Source organism: Arthrobacter sp. A5, assembly GCF_051131705.1.
Lineage (GTDB): Bacteria > Actinomycetota > Actinomycetes > Actinomycetales > Micrococcaceae > Arthrobacter_M.
Genome location: NZ_CP180316.1, coordinates 286718 through 300478 on the forward strand (window position 1 = coordinate 286718; position 13761 = coordinate 300478).

The following is a 13761-nucleotide window of genomic DNA, read 5'->3' on the forward strand; positions in this document are numbered from 1 at the left end:
GCCCGGGAGGGAAACGTCTGCCGGATGTGATTGCATGGATTCATGGCATCACGCATCGAGGATTACGCGTTACTTTCGGATCTGCACACCGGACCGCTGGTCTCCCGCACCGGCAGCGTTGACTGGCTCTGCTTCCCGCGTTTTGATTCCCCCTCGCTCTTCGGCGCCTTGGTGGGTACGGAAGAGAATGGCCGCTGGCTGTTGGCGCCCTTGGCAGCGGACGCCGTCGTGGTGCGCCGCGGCTACGTTGACGGCACCTTTGTGCTGCAGACCGACTGGCACGCGGACGGCGGCAGCGTCCGCGTCACCGAGTTCATGCCGGTCGGCGACAGGCGCGCCTCGCTGGTCCGCCGTGTGGAAGGACTCAGCGGCAGTGTGCGGATGCACCAGGAAATCAAGATCCGTTTCGGTTACGGCACGGTGCTCCCGTGGATGAGCCGGATGCCCGATGCGGAAGGCAACCAGGTGCTGCTCGCGGTAGCCGGGCCGGACGCATTGGTGCTGCGCGGGGACGTGCTGCCGGTGGCCGCAGACCACAAGCACAGCGGGGAATTCATCGTTGCCGCAGGGCAGACCGTGGATCTGGAGCTGACTTGGTATCCCTCGCACCGGCAGGTTCCCTCCGGCATTGAGGTGGACGTGGCGCTCGCTGAAACCCTCAGGTATTGGTCCGAATGGGCGGCAGCATGCACCCTGGATGGCGCGTACGCCCCTGCCGTGAAACGGTCGCTACTGGTGCTGCGGGCGCTGACACACGAGGACACGGGCGGCATTGTCGCCGCTCCCACCACCTCGCTGCCCGAGAATTTCGGCGGCGCACGCAACTGGGATTACCGGTTCTGCTGGCTGCGCGACGCCGCGCTGACACTGCAGGCGATGCTGACCCACGGGTACGCGGACGAGGCCATGCACTGGCGGAACTGGTTGCTGCGCGCGGTGGCGGGGGATCCGGAGGACCTGCAGATCATGTACGGACTTTCCGGTGAGCGGGACCTGACCGAAATGGAACTGCCGCACCTGCCGGGCTATGAAGATTCCGCGCCGGTGCGGATCGGCAACGGCGCCGTGAGGCAGTATCAGGCCGACGTTGTGGGCGAGGTGATGGTGGCGTTGGAGAAGCTGCGGCTGGCCGGCGGTGCCGAGGACCACTTTTCCTGGCCCCTGCAGCGCGCCCTGCTCGGCTTTGCGGAGAAGCACCTTGAGAGGAAAGACAACGGCATCTGGGAGATGCGGGGAGAGCCGAAATATTTCACGCATTCCCGCGTGATGATGTGGGCGGCCTTCGATTCCGCCGTCCGGGCAGTCCTTGACCATGGCATGACCGGGCCGGTAAAGCGCTGGAAGGAACTGCGTGACCGGCTGCGGGAAGAAATCCTTACCCACGGTTTCAACGCGGAGCTTAACACGTTCACGCAGACGTACGGGGGCACGCATACCGATGCCTCCCTGCTGTGCATTCCGCAAGTGGGCTTTCTGGCGTACGACGACGACAAAATGTTGGGCACGGTGGTGCGCCTTGAGCAGGAGCTGCTTGATGCGTCCGCCCCCGACGCGCTGCTGCTGCGCTACCGCACGGACACCGGGGTGGACGGACTGGAACCCGGGGAACACCCCTTCCTGGCGTGCTCCTTCTGGCTGGTGGAGCAGTATGCGCGCAGTGGGCGGGTTGACGATGCCGGCAGGCTGATGGACGCCCTGGTGGGCCTGTCCAACGAGCTCGGGCTCCTCAGCGAGGAGTACGCGGTCTCCGAAGGCCGGATGGCGGGCAACTTCCCGCAGGCTTTCTCGCATCTGGCACTGGTCCGCGCGGCCGACGCCCTGCACGGTGTGGACCGGCTGAGCCTGGTCTCGGCCGGGCACGGAGCGCGGGGGTGAAAACGGTTCGGATCAACTACCCGGTCCTGGGACTCGCGGCGGTGCTGGGGGCCAGCACCGTGACACACCTGCGCAATCCGGGATTTTTTTACGCAGTGGTCCCGCCGGCGCTGTGCACGGATGCCGGTAGCCGTTGCGGCGTGATGAGCCGGGACGAATGGGTGGCGCTGAGCGCGATACCGGAAGCGGCCGCCGCCGTCGGGCTCCTGATCCCGGCGACGCGCAAGGTTGCCGCGACGGCCACCGCGGTGATGTTCGGCGCCTTCACCGCCGGTCACATCACCGCTCTGCAGCGCGCCTTCGGATTGGGAGGAACGCCGCGCGCGAGGCTGATCCATTCGGTCCGGTTGCCGCTTCAAGTGCCCCTGATACTGTGGGCGTGGCGGCTGCGCCGGGCCTGATGACCTTTCTGAAATCGCCTGCTGTCCGCGTTGGCGTGTCCATCAGTATCGCTACCGGGCTGTACGGCATCTCCTTCGGGGCGTTGTCCGTGACGTCGGGGCTGGACTTCTGGCAGACGATGGCGCTGAGCCTGTTGCTGTTCAGCGGAGGGTCACAGTTTGCCTTCATCGGTGTGCTCAGCGGGGGCGGCAGCGGCGTTGCGGCCATGAGCGCCGCGGCGCTGCTGGGGATCCGTAACGGTGTGTACGGCATGCAGCTTAACGCGCTGCTGCGCCCGCGCGGCATGCTCAAAATTGCCGCAGCTCAGCTGACCATCGACGAATCCGCGGCGACCGGCACCGGACAAACCGACCTGCTGGAGCAGCGCCGCGGATTCTGGGTCGCCGGAATTGGCGTGTTTGTCCTCTGGAACGTCTTCACCGCCGGCGGCGCATTGGTCGGTGACGCCCTGGGTGACCCGAAGCACTGGGGCCTGGACGGGGCCGCCGTCGCCGCATTTCTGGGCCTGCTCTGGCCACGTATCAAAGCACGCCAGCCCGCGGTGATAGCCGGCGTCTGTGCCGTCGCTACCTTGCTGACCGCGCCGTTTGTTCCTCCTGGCATACCCATTCTGGTCGCCGCAGTCGTGGCCGGACTGATCGGCTGGTTCCGGCACGGGCACGAGCACGACGGCATGGAACCCGACGTGGAACCGTACGCCCACGACGCCGCGGCACACGGGAAAGCCGAACGGTTCGGACGCGGCCACGACGACGGCGCAGCGGAAGGCGCATCATGAATCTGTGGCCATGGATCCTGCTCTCGGCGGCACTGGCCTTCGGAACGAAGCTGCTCGGATATCTGGTGCCCGCTAAGGTGCTGCTGGCCAATCCGCGGATGTCACGGGTTGCGGGCACCCTGACCATTGGACTGCTGGCTGCGCTGACGGTGCTGAACACCGCGGTCGGCGGCCAGCACCTCGTGACCGACGCGCGCTTGGGCGCGCTGCTGGCCGCCGCCGTCGCCCTCCGGTTCAAGGCGCCGTTTCTGGTGGTGGTGCTGGTCGGAGCCGGCGCCGCGGCGGGTCTGCGCCTCCTCGGCTGGGCCTGAAGTGCTGGCCGCGGGCTCCAGGTTCAGTTGTGCCACGGGCTCCGGTCAATAGCCGGGTTGCCGTTACGGCGGCGGGTTCTGCCCATACGGCTGCGGGTAGTCCCCGTAAGCGAGCATCCGGGGATCGAGGTAGGACGGACCCAGGTAGCGCGCATCGCCGAAGGACAGTATGCCGGCAAAGACCCACGGCAGGAAGACCAGACCCACGGTGAAGGCGCTGTCCTTGCCGAAGGATTTGGAGACGTTGTTGAGGATCAGTACCTGCCAGTAAATGCCGGCAAACGGGATGAGCGTCAGCCAGAAATCGGACTCCCTGCGGCCGCCGATTTTGGCTAGCACCCAGGTGTTGTAGAACGGCACAAAGCCGACCCAGCCGGGATAGCCGGCCTTCCGGAACACGCCCAGCCAGGCAATTCCGTAGGCGGCGTAGAACACGAGGAAGACGACCAACTCGAGCATGAGGACCAGCAAAAGCACGCCCATCATGGCGGCGAAATCGGAACCATTGCTCGTCCTGGCCACAGCCATGGCCGGCGGGAAGGGATGCATGGGTATGACCCTACGCGAGCTCTCCGCATGTCCTCAATGGATGGCCGCCGGGGATAACGAAGGATGCGTTCCAGGCCGGCTCCGTAGACTGGTTTGGTGCGATGGGGGAAAATGGGGAGTGACAGGGGCGTGCTTGCAGCCCGCCGGAGTCCTGTTTTGGAGGAGACAACCGATGAAAATTGAAATTGAGCCCTACAGCTGCGTCAGTAGCGGCAACTGCATCATCGCCGCGCCTCTGGTGTTTGATCAGGATCCCGAGGATGGCCGGGTCATGTTGAAGACGGACGAGCCACCGGAAGAGCAGCGCGGCAACGTCGACAAGGCCATTTTCCTGTGCCCGGCGCAGGCCATCGAGTGGGCGGAAGAGGACTGAAACGATGCTTGTTGCCTTCTCCGTAGCCCCGTCGGGAACGCCAATGCACGGCGCGCCGACTGTCCTCACCGGCAGTTCGGCCGGCCCCGTGCCCGATACTGAGGGCACGGCCGACGACGGGTCCGTCCACAGTGCCGTAGCAGCCGCCGTGAAGGTGGTCAGGGAATCCGGCCTCCCCAATCACACCGATTCCATGTTCACCACCATCGAAGGCGACTGGGACGAGGTGATGGAGGTCATTAAGCGCGCGACGGAGGCCGTCGGGGCGTTCGGCAGCAGGGTCTCGTTGGTGCTGAAGGCCGATATCCGTCCGGGACACAGCGGCGAACTGACCGGCAAGGTGGACCGTTTGGAACGGGCACTCAAGAACATCTGAGGTGCGCAAAGCAGGGCACTGACCCGCGGAGGACCTCCATGTTCAGCACCTCAGATGCCGGCTAAGCTGTGGCCATGGTTGACCATCAGGCTCAAGACGGCTGGCTCCAGGTGGAGGACTTTCTGTCCGGGACGCTGGTGAAAGGGGACGATGCGCTGGACCAGGCCGTCAGCACCGCGCGCCGGGCCGGGATGCCTCCGATCGAGGTGGCGCCGACGGCAGGCAAACTCCTGATGCTGCTGGCGCGGTTCAGCGGTGCGCGGCGGGTGCTGGAGATCGGTACTTTGGCCGGTTTCAGTACCATCTGGCTGGCCCGCGGGATCCCCGAGGACGGGCAGCTGGTGACCTGTGAATACTCACCCGGGCACGCCGCCGTCGCCCGCCGGAACATTGAACGCGCCGGCGCAGCACACAAGGTGAGCATTCGGGTGGGCCCGGCGCTGGCACCCGGAAACGGATCCTGACGCGGCCGCCATCCGGGCTTCTCTGGAATTCTTCGGAGCCAGCCCGGCGCTGGAGGGAACGGCGATCCAGACGGCTGGATCCAAGGGCTGGGACGGCTTCGCTATTACCCCCGTTACTCGCCGTATCCGATCTCGCGGTGAAATCGGCTAACCTTTCCTGATGACCACTGAACCCGGCCGCGCCCCCGCAACGGGCGCCAACGCAGCCGGAGGACAGCGCTGATGGGGAGGCAACGGACGCCCAAGGCTGGCGTTGAGTCGCCGTCCGGTGGCTCCGGGGGACCGGCCGCGGGGACCTATGAGATCGATACCGGACGGGCCGAGCTGATCCCGGACGGCGACAACCCCAACGGCTGGCTGCTCAAACTCAACGGCGTGCAGAGCTCACACGTGGATCTGGCGGATCCGTTGCGGCTGGATTTTGAATATATGCGCTGGATCATGGCCCTGGTTCAAAGCCGCTGGCCGGTCCCCTCCGGGGGATCCAGGGACAAACTCCGCGCGCTGCATCTGGGCGGGGCCGCCTGCTCCATGGCACGTTATCTGGTGGCCGTGTATCCGGAATCACGCAACGTCGTGGTGGAAATCGATGCGAAACTGGCGGAATATGTACGCAGCTGGTTCGATCTGCCTCGTGCGCCGCTGTTGAAAATCCGGGTCGGTGAGGCGCGGCTGGTCACCGAATCGCTGGCGGACGCGAGTCGCGACCTAATCATCCGGGATGTCTTCGCCGGTGCATTCACGCCGAAACCGCTCACCACCGCGGAGTTCATCGGCCAGGTCCGACGGGTTCTGGCCCCCGGGGGGGTATACGTCGTCAACTGCGGGGATGCCCCGGCATTGACCCTGGCGCGCCGCGAGGCGGCGACCATCAGCGGTGCGTTCCAGCACACGGCGGCCATTGCTGATCCGGCCATGCTGAAGGGCCGGCGCTACGGCAATATCATCATTGCCGGCAGCGACTCGCCGCTGGGCCAGAGTCCGACGCTGCCCCGGGAGTTGCTGGCCGGCGCAGTACCGGCCCACCTGTGGAACGACTCCCAGGTGCGCAGCTTCGGGCGAACGGCACAGGTACTGACGGACAAATCTGCCCCCTGATCCGGCATCTGCTGCACCGTTCCCGGCCATAATGGGACCATGGACAGCCGGCGGACTCCCCAAACTCCAAGTCCGGGAGGCGCTGAACTGCGCTGGTACCGGCGGGCGGCCAGCACCGCGGTTCTCTGGCTCCAACGCGTCTTTGCCTTCGTCAGCACGCTGTTTGTCGGCTGGGCCATTTACTGGCTCCTGCTCGCAGAGATCGACGACGGCGGCCGGCAGCTTTGGGGTTTCCTGGCCATCTGGGTGCTGGCCTCCTACATCCTGCTACCACGGCTGAACCGGATCCTCGCCCGGATCTATGTCCCGGACTATTTCATCGGCAGGACCCGGACTGTTGACGGGCTGCTCGGTGACCCGGTCAACCTGGCGGTAATCGGCGCGCCGGAGGAACTGCAGGCCGCCATGCTTGCGGCAGGCTGGACGGAGGCGGACCCGGTCACCCTCGGGAGCAGCTGGCACATCATCCGGGCGTCGCTGCTGCGCCGCAGCTATGCCTCCGCACCGGTCAGCCCGCTTTTCGTTTTTGGACTTAAACAGACGCTGGCGTTCGAACAGGAGGTGCACGGGAGCCCCTCCCAGCGCCACCATGTGCGGTTCTGGTCGTGTCCGCCGGGCTGGAAACTGCCCGGCGGCTTCGACGTTAATCTGGTCGGGGCAGCGACATTCGACAGGAAGGTGGGCCTTTCCTTGTTTACCTTTCAAATCACCCACAAAATAGCCGAGAACACCGATCAGGAACGCGATCGTGTGGTCGCCGCGCTGCGGAGCGTTAACGCCATGGTCTACACCGTGCGCCACTTCTCCACCGGCTATCACAGCCGCAACGGCGGTGGCGATGCCATCGAGACCGATGGAGATCTGCCGATTGTCTATGTGGGAGCGCCGTCGGGCGCCACCTGAACGGTCACGGACTGTGCGACAAGTACCACATCGTGTCGCGCCCCCCGGGACGCCGGCCCGGACGTCCTTAAAGGTGAGGTTCCATGGGGCTCCCCGCTACGCCGTCGTCGTCGTCACTTTCTCCCGTTCAACGGCCACCGGCAGAGGCGCGGTTTCGTCAACCAGCTCTGCTCTCTCCAGGCCCCGGCCCTTGACCCACAGCTTGTAGGCGACGCCGAGCAGAACCAACCATGCCCCGCCCACATACAGTGCCACCCTGGTGTCCTCAAATACGCCCAGAATGACGATCACCACGGCCATAAACGCGATGGTGGCGGCGGACGCTGCCGGCCAGAGCGGCACGGGGAAGGCCGACGGCGCCAGCGACTCGCGGGCGATCTCACGTTTCATGGCGACATGCGAGGCCAGAATCATGACCCAGACCCACACCGTGGCGAACGTGGCAATCGAGGCAATGATGAGGAAGACATTCTCCGGGATCACGGCGTTAAGAATCACACCTACCAGCAGAATGGCAGTCATCATTATCACCGTCAGCCACGGGACGCCATGCCGGGAGACTTTTCCGAACGCCGCGGGCGCGTGCCCCTGCTGGGCCAGACCGAAGAGGATGCGGCCGGCGCCGAAGATATCGCTGTTGACGGCGGAGAGCGCCGCCGTGATGACCACGGCGTTGAGAATGCTGGGAGCCGCCGGAATACCGAGCCCCCTGAATATCTGCACGAACGGACTGCCCTGGGAGCCCACCTGGTCCCAAGGGAAGAGGCACATCAAGACGCCGAGCGTCAGGACGTAGAACAACAGGACTCGGACCGGAACCGTATTGACGGCCTTGGGGATGACCTTTTGCGGATCCTTGGCCTCGCCGGCGGTAATGCCGATGGTTTCGATGCCGCCAAAGGCAAACATGACGACGGCGAACGCGGCCATCAGACCGCCGAAGCCGTTCGGGAACAGACCGCCGTGATTGACGAGGTTTCCGAGTCCGGCGTGGGCCGCTTCCGCGTCCGAGGTGCCGCTGCCGGAGTGGAATCCGAAAACGATGATGGCCACGCCGCCGGCTATCATGGCGATGATCGCCACGACCTTGATCAGTGAGAACCAGAACTCGAGTTCACCGAAGACCTTCACGCTGAGCAGGTTCAGGGCAGCGAGGACGAAAATAATCGCGAGGACCCAGATCCAGCGGGGAACATCCGGAAACCAGAATCCCATGTAGATGCTGAACGCGGTCACATCGGCCAAGGCAACGATGGCCATCTCAAAAACGTAAGTCCAGCCGGTGATGAAGCCGGCGAACGGACCCAGGTACCGGCTCGCGTACTGGCCGAAGGACCCGGAGACGGGGTGCCGGACGGCCATTTCACCCAGCGCGCGCATGACAATGAAGACCGCGGCCCCGCCGATGATGTACGCCAGGAGAACTGCCGGACCGGCCTTCTGGATCGCGGAGGCCGAGCCGTAGAACAGGCCGGTGCCGATGGCGGAGCCCAAGGCCATGAACTTAATATGGCGGACGTTGAGCCCCCTGCTCAGCGTGGAAGTAGCTGCTTGCATCTGCATACCTAACATCTGTGGAAAATGTGCCGTTACCCAGCTCACCACGGACGATGACACTGTGATCACCCTCACGGGGCATCGGTGTCTGTGATTAGAGACGCGCGTCGAGGGGGACTGTTTGTGCCCGGTATCTGGTATTCCAGACGCTCCAATGGTTCCATTGTTGTGATGGGACGCACCGGGCGGGGGAGGCTTGGGTACGGTATCCCGGACAGCCGGCCCCCTTCGGCTTCACTTTTCACGTTAAGGCTTTTCCACAGTGAGGACTTCATGAGCGGCACAGCCAAAGCGGCATCCAAGGTTCCGGCGGCCGAAAACACCCTGCGGATTCTGAAACTTCTGGCCTCCAAGCGCGGGCCGCTGGCGGCATCCACCATCGCCACCGCCCTGGATCTGCCGCGCTCCAGTGTCTATCACCTGCTCGGTGTGATGGAACAAAGCGGTTTTGTGCTCCATCTGCATGAGGAGCAACGCTACGGCCTGGGCATCAGTGCCTTTGAGCTCAGCAGCGCGTATTCCCGCCAGGAGCCATTGTCCCGGCTGGGACGTCCAATGCTGGCGTCCCTGGTTGACGTGATCGGTGAGAGTGCGCACCTGGCCGTCCTGCACGGGCGTGATGTGCTGTACGTCGTGGAGGAACGGGCTAAGAACCGGCCCTCGCTGGTGACCGATGTTGGGGTCCGGCTGCCGAGCCACCTGACCGCGAGCGGCAGGGCCATTTTGGCCGCTCTGCCGAAGTCCCAGGTGCGGGCGCTGTATCCGAATGCGGCCGCTTTCAGCAGCCGCACCGAAACAGATTCCCCGATTTTGAAGTATTCGGCGCTGCAGTCCCACCTGGATCAGGTGCGGCAGCGCGGCTACGCCACCGAAAACGGAGAGGTCACTGCCGGGTTCGGGTCCGTGGCCGCCGCCGTCACGGACCACGTCGGCTGGCCGACGGCGGCCGTGGCCGTGACCTTTTTGGAGGAGAAGGTCCCGGCCGACCGGTGGCCGGAGTTGGCCCGGCGGGTGCAGAAGGTGGCGGACGATCTCTCGCACCGGATCCACGGCCGCCCCTCAGTCTGACCGGCTGGGGGCCTGAATGGAGCATCCCTTGCACGGCGGGTCTGGAGTCTGGGATACCGGACGACTCCCGTGGAAACTTCCTTGGTGTGCGCCTCCTCACGTTGTTTGATTGATACATAAGACTTTTTCTTCCCCCACCACAGTTTTAGGAGTCGAGATGGCACAGGATCGCAGAGGCGTCGATTTTTCCAAGGGCGCCCGTCCGGTGAGGGCCGCCCGCGGCACCGAGCTGACGGCGAAGAGCTGGCAGACGGAAGCTCCGTTGCGCATGCTGATGAACAACCTGGATCCGGAGGTTGCGGAGCGCCCTGATGATCTGGTGGTCTACGGTGGCACCGGCCGCGCCGTCCGCAGCTGGGACGCCTTCGACGCGATCACGCGCACCCTCACCACGCTGGAAAAGGATGAGACGCTCCTGATCCAGTCCGGTAAGCCGGTGGGTGTCTTCCGCACCAACGAGTGGGCGCCCCGCGTCCTGCTGGCCAACTCGAATCTGGTCGGCGACTGGGCGAACTGGCCGGAATTCCGCCGCCTCGAGGCCGAGGGCCTGATGATGTACGGCCAGATGACCGCGGGCTCCTGGATCTACATCGGCACACAGGGCATTCTGCAGGGTACCTACGAAACCTTCGCCGCCATTGGCGCCAAGAAGTTCGCAGCCCAGGGAGGCACCCTCGCCGGCACGCTGACCTTGACCGGCGGCTGCGGTGGTATGGGCGGCGCCCAGCCGCTGGCCGTCACCCTCAACGGTGGCGCCTGCCTGATTGTCGACGTCGACGAGACGCGCCTGCGCCGTCGTGCCGGCAAGCGCTACCTGGACGACGTCGAAACGGACTTGGATGCCGCCGTCGCCAAGGTGCTCGCCGCGAAGGCGGAGAAGCGGCCGCTGTCGGTCGGCTATGTCGGCAACGCCGCCGAGGTGTTCCCGGAACTTCTGCGCCGCCACAAGGCCGGCGAATTCACCGTGGACATTGTCACGGACCAGACCAGTGCGCACGACCCGCTGAGCTACCTCCCCGAGGGCATCGCGATGGACGAATGGCAGCGCGAAGCTGAGGCGGATCCGGACGGATTCACCAAGAAGGCGCAGACCTCGATGGCCAACCAGGTGCAGGCGATGGTGGAATTCCAGGATGCCGGCGCCGAGGTCTTTGACTACGGCAACTCGATCCGCGACGAGGCGCGCAAGGGCGGCTACAACCGGGCGTTCGAATTCCCCGGGTTCGTACCCGCCTACATCCGCCCGCTCTTTTGCGAGGGTATGGGGCCGTTCCGCTGGGTGGCCCTGTCCGGCGATCCGGAGGACATCCGCGTCACCGACGAGGCGCTCAAAGAGCTCTTCCCGGACAATGCCCATCTGCACCGCTGGCTCGATGCTGCGCAGAAGCATGTGGAATTCGAAGGTTTGCCGGCCCGCATCTGCTGGCTTGGTTACGGCGAGCGGGCCAAGGCCGGCGTGCTGTTCAACAAACTGGTGGCCGATGGCAAGGTCAAGGCACCCATCGTGATCGGCCGTGACCATCTGGATTCCGGGTCCGTGGCCTCCCCCTACCGCGAAACCGAAGCGATGGCGGACGGCTCGGATGCCATTGCCGACTGGCCGCTGCTGAATGCACTTCTCAACACCGCGTCCGGAGCCACCTGGGTCTCCATCCATCACGGCGGCGGCGTGGGAATCGGCCGGTCCATCCACGCCGGCCAGGTCTCCGTCGCCGACGGCACCGAACTGGCCGGGCAGAAACTGGAACGCTTGTTGACTAACGATCCGGGCATGGGCGTGATCCGGCACGCCGACGCCGGCTACGACCGTGCCATCGAGGTGGCCCAAGAGCGCGGCGTCCGCATCCCGATGTCCGAAGGCAAATAACCCCGTCGAGGGAGCACCTGGTGCTCGCTCGATCGGCGGAACCACCACACAACGCAGAAGGTAAGTAATCATGACGACAGAAGTTCTCGAAACCCGCGAAGTGCTGCTCTCCGGTGCCGGCGTCACGCTGGAAGACGTTATCGCCGTCGCCCGCCACGATGCCAAGGTGACCATCACACAGGAAGCGTTGGACACCGTTGCCAAGGTCCGCGCCCACATCGATCGGCTGGCGCACTCGGATGTTCCGGCCTACGGCATCTCCACCGGCTTTGGCGCACTTGCCAACCGGCACATTCCGGCGGATATGCGGACCCAGCTGCAGAAATCGCTGATTCGCAGTCACTCGGCGGGCATGGGGCCGGCGGTGGAGCGTGAGGTGGTCCGGGCGCTGATGTTCCTGCGCGCCAAGACGCTCGCCTCCGGCCGCACCGGCATCCGTCCGGTCGTGGTGCAGACCATGGTGGACGTGCTGAACGCTGGGATCACCCCTGTGGTCCGCGAGTTCGGCTCACTGGGCTGCTCGGGAGACCTGGCCCCGCTCTCGCATTGCGCGCTGGTGCTGATGGGCGAGGGCGAGGCAACCGGACCGGACGGGACGCTCTTCGGCGGCTCCGGGCGACCGGTCTCGGACCTGTTGGCCGGGGCCGGGATTGAGCCGGTGGTGCTGGCCGAGAAGGAGGGCCTGGCGCTGGTCAACGGCACGGACGGCATGCTGGGCATGCTGCTGATGGCCATCGCGGACCTGCGTGAACTGCTGGCGACGGCGGACATCACCGCGGCGCTGTCGGTGGAGGGCCTGCTGGGGACGGACCAGGTGTTCCTGCCGGAGCTGCATGCGGCCCTTCGCCCGCATCCGGGGCAGGCGGCGAGCGCGGACAATATGTTCCGCGTCCTCTCCGGCTCGGCGATTGTTGCCTCGCACCGTGTCGGGGACAGCAGGGTCCAGGACGCCTACTCGCTGCGCTGCGCACCCCAGGTCGCCGGTGCCGCCCGGGACACCGTGGACCATGCCTACCTGGTGGCCACGCGTGAGCTTGCCGCCACCATCGACAATCCCGTAGTGCTGCCGGACGGGCGTGTGAGCTCCAATGGTAACTTCCATGGCGCACCCGTGGCCTACGTTTTGGACTTCCTGGCCATCGTTGCCGCGGATGTCGCCTCGATTGCAGAGCGCCGCACGGACCGGATGCTGGATCCGGCCCGCTCGCACGGTTTGCCCGCGTTCCTGGCCGGCGACCCGGGCGTTGATTCCGGCTTGATGATCGCCCAGTACACGCAGGCGGGCCTGGTTTCGGACAGCAAACGGCTGGCAGTCCCGGCCTCGGTCGACTCCATTCCGAGCTCGGCAATGCAGGAAGACCATGTGTCGATGGGCTGGCACGCGGCCCGCAAGCTGCGCCGTTCCGTGGAGAACCTGCGCCGCGTCCTGGCCATCGAGCTGGTGACGGCGGCGAGGGCCATCGATATGCGCGCCCCGCTGCAGCCGGGACCGGCCGCCGCCGCGGTGCTTGCGGTACTGCGGGGGAGCGTGGCCGGCCCCGGCGCCGACCGGTTCCTCTCCCCTGAGCTGGAGGAAGCAGACCGGTTGGTCGCTGCGGGTGCCATCCGCGCCGCCGCGGAGTCCGTTGTCGGCCCGCTCAACTAACACCCGGACCGAAAGCAGCGGCCTGACCCGACGCCGCGCTCTGCCGCTACTGACGGCGGAGTGCGGCGGCCCGCCATCATCGTGCCCGCAACGAAGGAGTTGCCTCATGACAGATCCAACTGATGCCACCCGGCAGGATCGCGTGGCCGCGGCGGACTGCACCACGCTGATCCCGCCGGGAGCGGAAGCCTCGAAGGAGCCCTCGATGGCAGGGGCGAAGTTAAAGAGCTGGGCCTGCTTGGTGATCGGTGAAAGCGTTGAAATCGTCAGGGGTGCCAAGGTGGTCTGCGCCGGCTATGTCGACGATGTTTCGCTCAGCGGGAACGTCCTCTGGATCGGGCCCTTTGGCTCCTCAGACCGCCTGCTGTTCGTGGCCGACGACGGCGTCCGCGTGCGCCGGATGCAGCGACCTTTAAGGCGCCCTTATTTCGGGCGGCGGGGATGACCGAAACTACGGCCTGCCGCGGGGACCGGCTCAAAGGTAGGCTGCCCGGG

General features: G+C 65.5%; 15 protein-coding genes. 13 read left to right on the plus strand and 2 right to left on the minus strand.

What is annotated here, in order from left to right:
- Positions 1-42 precede the first annotated feature (42 nt).
- The 4 genes from ACLLJI_RS01360 to ACLLJI_RS01375 are packed head-to-tail and all read left to right on the plus strand — an operon-like array spanning position 43 to position 3366.
- The gene (locus ACLLJI_RS01360) at positions 43-1875 is read left to right on the plus strand and encodes a glycoside hydrolase family 15 protein (RefSeq protein WP_434617036.1); all 1833 of its coding nucleotides are present in this window, start codon (positions 43-45) and stop codon (positions 1873-1875) included.
- A complete protein-coding gene (locus ACLLJI_RS01365) occupies positions 1872-2276 on the plus strand; it encodes a DoxX family protein (protein WP_434617038.1) in 405 nt (134 codons plus the stop codon). Before ACLLJI_RS01360 ends, ACLLJI_RS01365 begins: the two co-directional genes overlap by 4 nt.
- Complete coding sequence (locus ACLLJI_RS01370; RefSeq protein ID WP_434617041.1) at positions 2276-3055, plus strand: AzlC family ABC transporter permease; 780 nt, start codon at positions 2276-2278, stop codon at positions 3053-3055. The genes ACLLJI_RS01365 and ACLLJI_RS01370 overlap by 1 nt, the downstream gene beginning before the upstream one ends.
- On the plus strand, positions 3052-3366 hold the full coding sequence (locus tag ACLLJI_RS01375; protein ID WP_434617044.1) for an AzlD domain-containing protein: 315 nt from the start codon (positions 3052-3054) through the stop codon (positions 3364-3366). Before ACLLJI_RS01370 ends, ACLLJI_RS01375 begins: the two co-directional genes overlap by 4 nt.
- Positions 3367-3429: 63 nt before the next feature.
- Here the strand turns inward: ACLLJI_RS01375 and ACLLJI_RS01380 are convergent, their stop codons facing one another.
- Positions 3430-3915, minus strand: a complete 486-nt coding sequence (locus tag ACLLJI_RS01380) for a DUF5684 domain-containing protein (protein ID WP_434617047.1) — start codon at positions 3913-3915, stop codon at positions 3430-3432.
- A 172-nt stretch (positions 3916-4087) separates the two neighbouring features.
- Between ACLLJI_RS01380 and ACLLJI_RS01385 the strand changes: the two genes are divergently transcribed.
- The 5 genes from ACLLJI_RS01385 (at position 4088) to ACLLJI_RS01405 (ending at position 7129) form a co-directional block, all read left to right on the plus strand.
- Complete coding sequence (locus ACLLJI_RS01385) at positions 4088-4288, plus strand: ferredoxin (RefSeq protein ID WP_283558783.1); 201 nt, start codon at positions 4088-4090, stop codon at positions 4286-4288.
- Positions 4289-4292: 4 nt separating this feature from the next.
- A complete protein-coding gene (locus ACLLJI_RS01390; protein WP_434617050.1) occupies positions 4293-4664 on the plus strand; it encodes a thiamine-binding protein in 372 nt (123 codons plus the stop codon).
- A 74-nt stretch (positions 4665-4738) separates the two neighbouring features.
- Entirely contained in the window at positions 4739-5128 is a 390-nt protein-coding gene (locus tag ACLLJI_RS01395; RefSeq protein ID WP_434617053.1) for an O-methyltransferase, read from the plus strand.
- Positions 5129-5350: 222 nt separating this feature from the next.
- The gene (locus ACLLJI_RS01400) at positions 5351-6226 is read left to right on the plus strand and encodes a spermidine synthase (protein ID WP_434617056.1); all 876 of its coding nucleotides are present in this window, start codon (positions 5351-5353) and stop codon (positions 6224-6226) included.
- Positions 6227-6265: 39 nt separating this feature from the next.
- Positions 6266-7129, plus strand: coding sequence for an LssY C-terminal domain-containing protein (locus ACLLJI_RS01405; RefSeq protein WP_434617059.1), 864 nt, complete (start codon positions 6266-6268; stop codon positions 7127-7129).
- A 96-nt stretch (positions 7130-7225) separates the two neighbouring features.
- Here ACLLJI_RS01405 and ACLLJI_RS01410 read toward each other — a convergent pair whose 3' ends face one another.
- A complete protein-coding gene (locus tag ACLLJI_RS01410; RefSeq protein WP_434617062.1) occupies positions 7226-8692 on the minus strand; it encodes an amino acid permease in 1467 nt (488 codons plus the stop codon).
- A 267-nt stretch (positions 8693-8959) separates the two neighbouring features.
- Between ACLLJI_RS01410 and ACLLJI_RS01415 the strand changes: the two genes are divergently transcribed.
- The 4 genes from ACLLJI_RS01415 to ACLLJI_RS01430 all read left to right on the plus strand — a co-directional run bounded on the left by ACLLJI_RS01415 (position 8960) and on the right by ACLLJI_RS01430 (position 13711).
- Positions 8960-9754: an IclR family transcriptional regulator gene (locus ACLLJI_RS01415; protein WP_283558779.1), complete on the plus strand. Its 795-nt coding sequence runs from the start codon at positions 8960-8962 to the stop codon at positions 9752-9754.
- A 157-nt stretch (positions 9755-9911) separates the two neighbouring features.
- On the plus strand, positions 9912-11621 hold the full coding sequence (gene hutU / locus ACLLJI_RS01420; RefSeq protein WP_434617065.1) for a urocanate hydratase: 1710 nt from the start codon (positions 9912-9914) through the stop codon (positions 11619-11621).
- 70 nt (positions 11622-11691) lie between these two features.
- Positions 11692-13266 carry a histidine ammonia-lyase gene (gene hutH, locus ACLLJI_RS01425; protein ID WP_434617068.1) on the plus strand — a complete coding sequence of 525 codons (1575 nt, stop codon included), beginning with the start codon at positions 11692-11694 and terminating at the stop codon, positions 13264-13266.
- A gap of 106 nt (positions 13267-13372) precedes the next feature.
- Positions 13373-13711: a hypothetical protein gene (locus tag ACLLJI_RS01430; RefSeq protein ID WP_434617071.1), complete on the plus strand. Its 339-nt coding sequence runs from the start codon at positions 13373-13375 to the stop codon at positions 13709-13711.
- The last annotated feature ends 50 nt before the right edge of the window (positions 13712-13761 follow it).